Annotated in this window: 7 protein-coding genes; 4 read left to right on the top strand and 3 right to left on the bottom strand. The window is 60.0% G+C overall.

What is annotated here, in order from left to right; translation table 11 throughout:
* Positions 1-262, bottom strand: a 262-nt coding sequence (locus BV106_RS38350; protein ID WP_265595578.1) for a hypothetical protein, incomplete at its 3' end; no start/stop codon positions are given.
* A gap of 994 nt (positions 263-1,256) precedes the next feature.
* Here BV106_RS38350 and BV106_RS11675 point away from each other — a divergent pair.
* From BV106_RS11675 to BV106_RS11665, 3 genes are read left to right on the top strand one after another with little or no spacing between them, the layout of a single operon-like run.
* Positions 1,257-4,061, top strand: a complete 2,805-nt coding sequence (locus tag BV106_RS11675; protein WP_038164671.1) for a tetratricopeptide repeat protein — start codon at positions 1,257-1,259, stop codon at positions 4,059-4,061.
* Positions 4,062-4,091: 30 nt separating this feature from the next.
* Entirely contained in the window at positions 4,092-4,361 is a 270-nt protein-coding gene (locus BV106_RS11670) for a hypothetical protein (protein ID WP_038164670.1), read from the top strand.
* The gene (locus tag BV106_RS11665) at positions 4,340-4,522 is read left to right on the top strand and encodes a hypothetical protein (protein ID WP_038164668.1); all 183 of its coding nucleotides are present in this window, start codon (positions 4,340-4,342) and stop codon (positions 4,520-4,522) included. Before BV106_RS11670 ends, BV106_RS11665 begins: the two co-directional genes overlap by 22 nt.
* 114 nt (positions 4,523-4,636) lie before the next feature.
* Here the strand turns inward: BV106_RS11665 and BV106_RS11660 are convergent, their stop codons facing one another.
* Positions 4,637-4,960: a hypothetical protein gene (locus tag BV106_RS11660; protein ID WP_038164666.1), complete on the bottom strand. Its 324-nt coding sequence runs from the start codon at positions 4,958-4,960 to the stop codon at positions 4,637-4,639.
* A gap of 148 nt (positions 4,961-5,108) precedes the next feature.
* Positions 5,109-6,263 (bottom strand): Fic family protein, encoded by a 1,155-nt coding sequence (locus BV106_RS11655; protein ID WP_265595577.1) that lies wholly within the window; start codon positions 6,261-6,263, stop codon positions 5,109-5,111.
* A 210-nt stretch (positions 6,264-6,473) separates the two neighbouring features.
* Between BV106_RS11655 and BV106_RS11650 the strand changes: the two genes are divergently transcribed.
* Positions 6,474-6,693, top strand: a 220-nt coding sequence (locus tag BV106_RS11650; RefSeq protein ID WP_038164664.1) for a hypothetical protein, incomplete at its 3' end; no start/stop codon positions are given.

Here is a 6,693-nt window from a genome sequence, read left to right as displayed (position 1 = left end):
AGCTCCGGCTACCCGACGTAGAGCCAGACGCAGACGCACGTGCAGGGAAGGCAGCCTGCCCCTCCACACCTCGATCATTTGCATCGCGATCCGCCACCCCGCCAACTCCAGGTCGGCGGCCGCCATCAGGCACCGGCTTCCGTGCCCCGTCACTCAGAGTCGTTTGCCCGTCCCTCGGGTGCCACATCGTCAGGACCATGGCCCCTACCGACAGGACACCTCCACACACTACCAGCGCAATCTTTACATTACGTGCATTCATGGGTTTATTTTCCTCCATCCAACGGTGATCTCGCACATCCTGCAAATGATTTGTTGCACGCAGTGGTAATTTTTTATCAGCAACAAACCACCCATCTTCAATGGACAAATCTTGTCCCACCGGCCTCCAGCACCGCACCCCCGCCCCAGCCTTTGCCACGGGGAAACCTCAGAGTTCATGAGCCAACCCACAACTGCACCCTCTCCAACCCCACCCCGGCTCAATTGCAACGTGCCAGCGCTTTTGGGACTGTTGACCCGCCTGCCAACCGCATTGCTCCCTCGATCCCGCGACCGGTTACTCCAGCCGCACCCAAGAGCCGGGACGGCTCTTCCACCTTGCCTACCCCACCGCCCTATCATTCCTCGAACCACGCCCCCACCGTCACCCCACCGCCAACTTCCCAGGCGCTAGAGGAGGCGCGGCACTCCTGCTCGCGTCCCCACCTCACCCACCTCAACCCACCTCAACCCGCCGCTTGCCCCCTCCCCGATGCCGGAGGCATCACAGCCATTAGCCGGACGGTTGAAGGAGCGCAGCGACTGATACCTCCGGTCGCCTAAAAGAAATCCCCCGACCCCGGAGGGCGTCGCAGCAACGTTCAATTCACCCAACACAACCCCCAACCCACCCCACCCTGCACCCGCCGCACCCAAGACCCAAGAGCCGGGACGGCTCTTCCACCTTCCCGCCGCACCGCCCTCCCATTCCTCGAACCACAACCTCTTCGTCATCACTCCACCACCTCCCTCGAAGCTCATCCCTGAAAGGGATATCTAACACAGCCCAAGGTTGGACGAGCCCTAAGCGAGTCAACCTTGGGTACCCGCCCCGCAAAGCTCAGGTGTGGAAGCCACCATCACATCCTCCCACCCTATCGCCGTCAACACCCCCATCTCCACCTTCCTCACCGTCACCCCACCCCCGTCAAACACCAACGCCTCCACACAACTTTCTTCTCGCCCCAGTCTCCCATCTCGGCTACTAGCGCATCATGGCTGAGCTCGACAAAAAATGGATGTCTAGGGAAACCATGATCCATCAGATCATGCAGACGCTGTATCTGGGCACCCCCTCTGATCTTCCTGCCTACACGCTCATCCTCGGCTCTGGGGCCAGCCACGGATCCGTCCCCACTGCCCGCGAGATGCTGGGAGTCACTGAAAACGGCACCATTCACGAGAAAAGCATCCCCGCCTACCTGCACACCCGCAAAGGCAATGCCTGGCCCGCCGATCTCAAAGCCCAGGAAGACCTGGTCACGCAGTTTTGGAAAGATTACCCTGCCCACGTGGAGGAGGCTCAACCCTTCCGCGACTGGCTCCTCAACCATTCCTCTGGCAAGGCCCCCTCCACTCCCCAGCATGTCGCCGCAGCCTACAAGGCCCTCTTTGAGCCCAGCCAGGCCGGAGGGCTGAACTCCCCTGCCGAAGCCCGCCGCTATCTCCGCGCCATCACGCTCGGTGAGGATGGTCGCGTCCGGCTCAACGGCACCCACTTCTTCCTGGCCTCCCTGCTCGCCCTTCAGAGCACCCCTTCCAACATCAATCCCCACTACGGCAATCGTCGCCCCTTTGCCCGCACACTTTTTACCACGAACTTCGATCCCCTCCTGCAAGTCTCCCTCCAGCTCTTCCAGGTCCTCTATTACATGACCGACCGGCCCGAGCTCCTCCCGCCCGACGCCCTGGCCACCGATGACCACCCCGCCGTCCACCTCTTCTACGCCCACGGCAGCGTCCACCGCCCCTTCCTCGCCAATGCCGATGGCGAGATCGGCCACTTGAAAGACCGCAACGCCCAAAACCTCTCAGCCTACCTCAGCCAACACGGCGTCATTGTCCTCGGCTACAGCGGCTGGGATGACTGCCTCTTGGAAGCACTCAACCAGTGCACCAGTTTTTCCCATAACCTGTACTGGCTCTGCCGTGGTGAATCCTCCCTCACTGGGCCCGTCAAAGACTTCCTCCTCAGCCACCCCAACGCCTACTGTGTGGACATCAAGGACGGCTCCGAGTTCATGAGCCAACTCCACGGCAGCCTCTGTCCCGGCGTCCGCTATACCGAACTGCTCAACAACCCCATCCCCTTCCTCCAGCGCCGGCTGGAGCAGGTGGATCTCCAGGGCATCGCCGCCCCGGAAAGCAGCCCCCCAGACCAGCCTCCCAGCGCCGCCACCAGCCCGGCGTCTCCCACCATGGGGCAAAGCACCCCACCCGACGCCCTTCCTCCAGAGGAACGACGCACCCTGGTGGTGGAGCTGCTCGCTGAAGCCTCCACCCACTTTGAGGCAGCCTTGAAAGAAGGCAAGACCTTGCCCGGCCTGAAACTGCGGGCAGATCAAGCTTACGACAACGACGATTGGCCCGCCGTGGTCGACCTCTATACCAAGCTCCTTGATCGGTCCTCTACACCAACTGAAAGGGCCCAAGCCAGGCTCCAACGCGCCTATGCCCACGGCCAACAAGGCGACTTCACCAAGGAAATTGAGGACTACACCCAGCTCATCGCCCCCAAAGACGCCCCCACCGATCAGGTCGCCATAGCGCTCTTCAACCGAGGCAACACCCATCGCAAGCAAGGCGACATTGCCAAGGCCATCGAGGACTACACCCAACTCATCGCCCTCAAGGATGCTCCCATCCATCAAGTGGCCAACGCGCTCTGCAACCGAGGCGTCACCCATGGCCAGCAAGGCGATATTACCAAGGAAATCGAGGACTACACCCAACTCATCGCGCTCAAGTACGTTCCCGTCGATCTTGTTGCCAAAGTGCTCTTCAACCGGGGCCTTGCGCATGGCCGAAAAGATGACATGGCCAAGGCCATTGAGGACTACACCCAACTCATCGCACTCAAGCACGCTCCCATCGATCATGTCACCAAAGCACTCTTCAACCGAGGCAGGACCTATCGCGAGCAAGGAGACATTGCCAAGGAAATCGCCGACTACACCGAGCTTACCTCCCTCAAAGACGCTCCCGTCGATCATGTCACCAAAGCACTCTTCAACCGAGGCGTTGCACACTACCAACAAGGCGACATTACCCAGGCCATTGAGGACTACACCCAACTCATCGCACTCATAGACGCCCCCACCGATCAAGTCGCCAACGCGCTCTTCAACCGAGGCATTGCGCACTACCAACAAGGCGACCATACCAAGGCTATTGAGGACTTCACCCAATCCATCACGCTCACGGACGCTTCCGTCGACCAGGTCGCTGACGCGCTCTTCAACCGAAGCCTTGCGCATGTCCGACAAAGCGACTTCGCCAAGGCCATTGAGGACTTCACCCAACTCATCGCACTCATAGACGCCCCCACCGATCAGGTCGCCAAAGCGCTCTTCAACCGAGGCATTGTCCACAGCCAGCTAGGCAACTTCACCAAGGCCATTGAGGATTTCACCCAGCTCATCGCCCTTAAAGACGCTCCCGTCGATCAGGTCGCCAACGCGCTCTTCTACCGAGGCATTGCCCATGGCAAGCTAGGCGACATTGCCAAGTCTATTGAGGACTTCACCCAACTCATCGCCCTCAAGAACGCCCCCATCGATCAGGTCGCCAACGCGCTCTTCTACCGAGGCAACGTTTATCTCAAGCAAAACGACACTGCCCTCGCCACTGCAGACTTCAGCGCCCTGCTCGCATTGCCCGAATGCCCGGCCGAGCTGACACAAGCAGCCACCGCCGCTCTCAGCCTCTTGACGCTGCCAGCCACTGCTCTTCCCGCCCCGCAGAAAATGCGCTCAACCCGCCCCGCCAAGAAAACTACACCCCGAAAGCGCAGCAAATAGCTTGGCTCCATCCTTTCATCCGCCTAGGCCATGCCCCCCATCCTATCCAGCCTCTTGAATTCCATCAAATCAGGTGCGGTGCTCGCGATCATTGCAGGCTCGCTGGGGCTCGTGGCACTCACCGCGATTGAACTGGGATCCCGGGACGTTCAGGCAACCGTCGTGGGGCACGAGGAAGAGATCACTCGGGGCACCAAGGTATTCAGATACAAGTTCAGGATCGATGGCACCGATTCAAACGTGATGGCACGGCAAACTTCAAACATCGCCGGTCACCCGTGGGCGCGACAGTCAGACTGAGCCTTGATGCGGATGCCGTCACCGCCTCCACCGTTGAGTCCAGACTCCCGTACTTTTTGATCGCCGCATTCATCACCCTGTTGGGTGCGGGCGGGCTCTTTTGCGTGACCCGCCTGGAAAAACTGGCCAAGTCCACGCAGCGCACGGGAAGTGCAGAGTGACGGTGGAGCAATTGCGTAAGCAAGCGTAGGCATCCAGTTTCAGCCCGCCCACGCCCTCACTCACCCGCTGAAGCAAGCACAAAGGGAAGATCCCAGCAAGGCTCCGCCTTTCCGTCACGTGAAGATCATGCACCCCAGCGCCCACATCCCGCTGGCCGCCATCAGACACCAGACGATGCGGTACTTGCGCAGCACGCGGAGAGAGGGTGCATGCCCCTCCAGCCCCTCCGGCGTGTAGTACACCCAGCGCAGGGAGGCGTGCCCCCGGGAGATGGAATCGATAAACTTCCCTTTAGCCGCACCGCCAAAGGTCGAGGGCTTCCCGACCAACTCCCATTCCTCGGGATCCCGCCGCTCCACCACCCTCGCAAGATCATCGTAAGCGCTCATGAAGTACAGTAAGCACACGAAGGCGATGCCGATAGAGACGTAGAGCATGGGATCAGGCACTTAAGCAAGACCTCACAAGCTATCAATCAAACAACCGTTCTGCCCTGAGCCTTGCACGGAGCACTAAATAAGAAAATGGCAATTTTCGCATTTAACGCCTGAGGCAAGATAAAGCAGAGAGAATCAGGGTGGACCATCAGGAGAGGAACAGGTCGAAGTACTTGCTAAACATAAACAGACGGTTTCGCGCCTTGCCGGTCATCTCTTGGAGAATGCCAAGGCGGACAAAGTCACGAATGAGGCGGTCAGCGGTGGGTTGGCTGAGGTCGAGGCGCGCGGCGATCTCGGTGCCCCGGATGACAGGCTTGCCGTAGAGAACGTCGAGCATCCGGGTAGCCGTACTGGCGCGGCTACCGAGGGTCTGAACCTGCAGGTTAACCTCCTGCTGCAGTCGATAGATGGACTGGAACGTCTGCACCCCCTTGCGTGCCGTATCATTCACGGCCACGAGGAAGAAGCGCACCCAATGCCCAAGATCACCCCGGGTACGGACGGCGGTGAGAGCGTCGTAGTAATCGGCGCGGTGCCGCTCAAGGTGGGCGGAGACGTAGAGACAGGGGCGGTGGAGCAGACCTTTGTTCACCAGGTAGAGGGCGATGAGGAGCCTCCCGATGCGGCCGTTGCCATCCAGGAAAGGGTGTATGGTCTCGAACTGATAGTGACTGAGGGCGAGCCGAATGAGATGGGGCACGGTGATGGATTCATTGTGCCAGAAGCTCTCCAGATCGCCCATCAGCGCAGGCACCTCATCATGGTGCGGGGGGATGAAGACGGCATCGGCGAGACTTGCCCCTCCGATCCAGTTCTGGCTGCGACGGTATTCGCCAGGGGTTTTACCCTCGCCCCGCACGCCGGTGAGGAGAGTCGCATGAGCCTCGCAGAGAAGGCGATTGGAGAGCGGCAGAACATCGAGCCGGGCAACAGCCTGATTCATGGCCTCGACGTAGTTGCGCACCTCGCGCCAGTCATTTCGTTTCTCAGGATCAATGGCGAAGGGATCTTCCTCGAGAGCCTCCTCCATCTCGGTCCTCGTGCCTTCGATGCGGCTGGAGGTGTGCGCCTCCTTGATGACGTGCATGTGAATGAAGTGGTCCACGTCGGGCACGATGTGAGAAAGCCCGTTCAACTCGCCCAGATGGCGAGCAGCCTCGGCCAGCAATTGGTGGATGGCAGGGGTGTCCCACGTCCACTCCTGATTGATAAGGACTGGCAGGAAACTGCGATACTGGAACTGCTGCTGGAAAGAGCCTGGGGCGAAGTCTTCGATCTTCACGACGATCAGGGGGTGCAAAACGGGAAGAATGGGAGTTGAACCCGCATTTAAATACGATTTACGCGTTTTCTGAATATTACGCAAGCCGTTAAATACGATAGTGGATCTTTTTGTATTTTATCCCAGCCAAAAGAAACACCCAATCGCTCAAGGCTGCCCCAGTCCCCCCTCCTCAATCGCCCCTTTTACCTCCTCGCGAGATTCCCTCGCGCCGTTCCACTCTCCCGCTTGCAGGAGCCCAAAACGCCTCCGAACCAGCGGCAGCGCCTCAACCAGCGGCAGCGCCTCAACCAGCGGCAGCGCCTCAACCAGCGGCAGCGCCTCAACCAGCGGCAGCGCCTCAACCAGCGGCAGCGTCTCAACCAGCGCAGCGTCTCAACCAGCGGCAGCGTCTCAACCAGCGCAGCATCTCAACCAGCACCGCGCCTCAACCAGCACCGCGCCTCAA

Origin of the sequence: Verrucomicrobium sp. BvORR106 (genome assembly GCF_000739655.1) — a bacterium.
Lineage (GTDB): Bacteria > Verrucomicrobiota > Verrucomicrobiia > Verrucomicrobiales > Verrucomicrobiaceae > Verrucomicrobium.
This window is presented reverse-complemented; position numbering and strand designations above follow the sequence as displayed.

Excerpts from the sequence above, each read along its gene's own strand:
- BV106_RS11675 (WP_038164671.1), top strand. The coding sequence starts at position 1,257 with ATGGCTGAGCTCGACAAAAAATGGATGTCTAGGGAAACCATGATCCAT.
- BV106_RS11670 (WP_038164670.1), top strand. The coding sequence starts at position 4,092 with ATGCCCCCCATCCTATCCAGCCTCTTGAATTCCATCAAATCAGGTGCG.
- BV106_RS11660 (WP_038164666.1), bottom strand. The coding sequence starts at position 4,960 with ATGCTCTACGTCTCTATCGGCATCGCCTTCGTGTGCTTACTGTACTTC.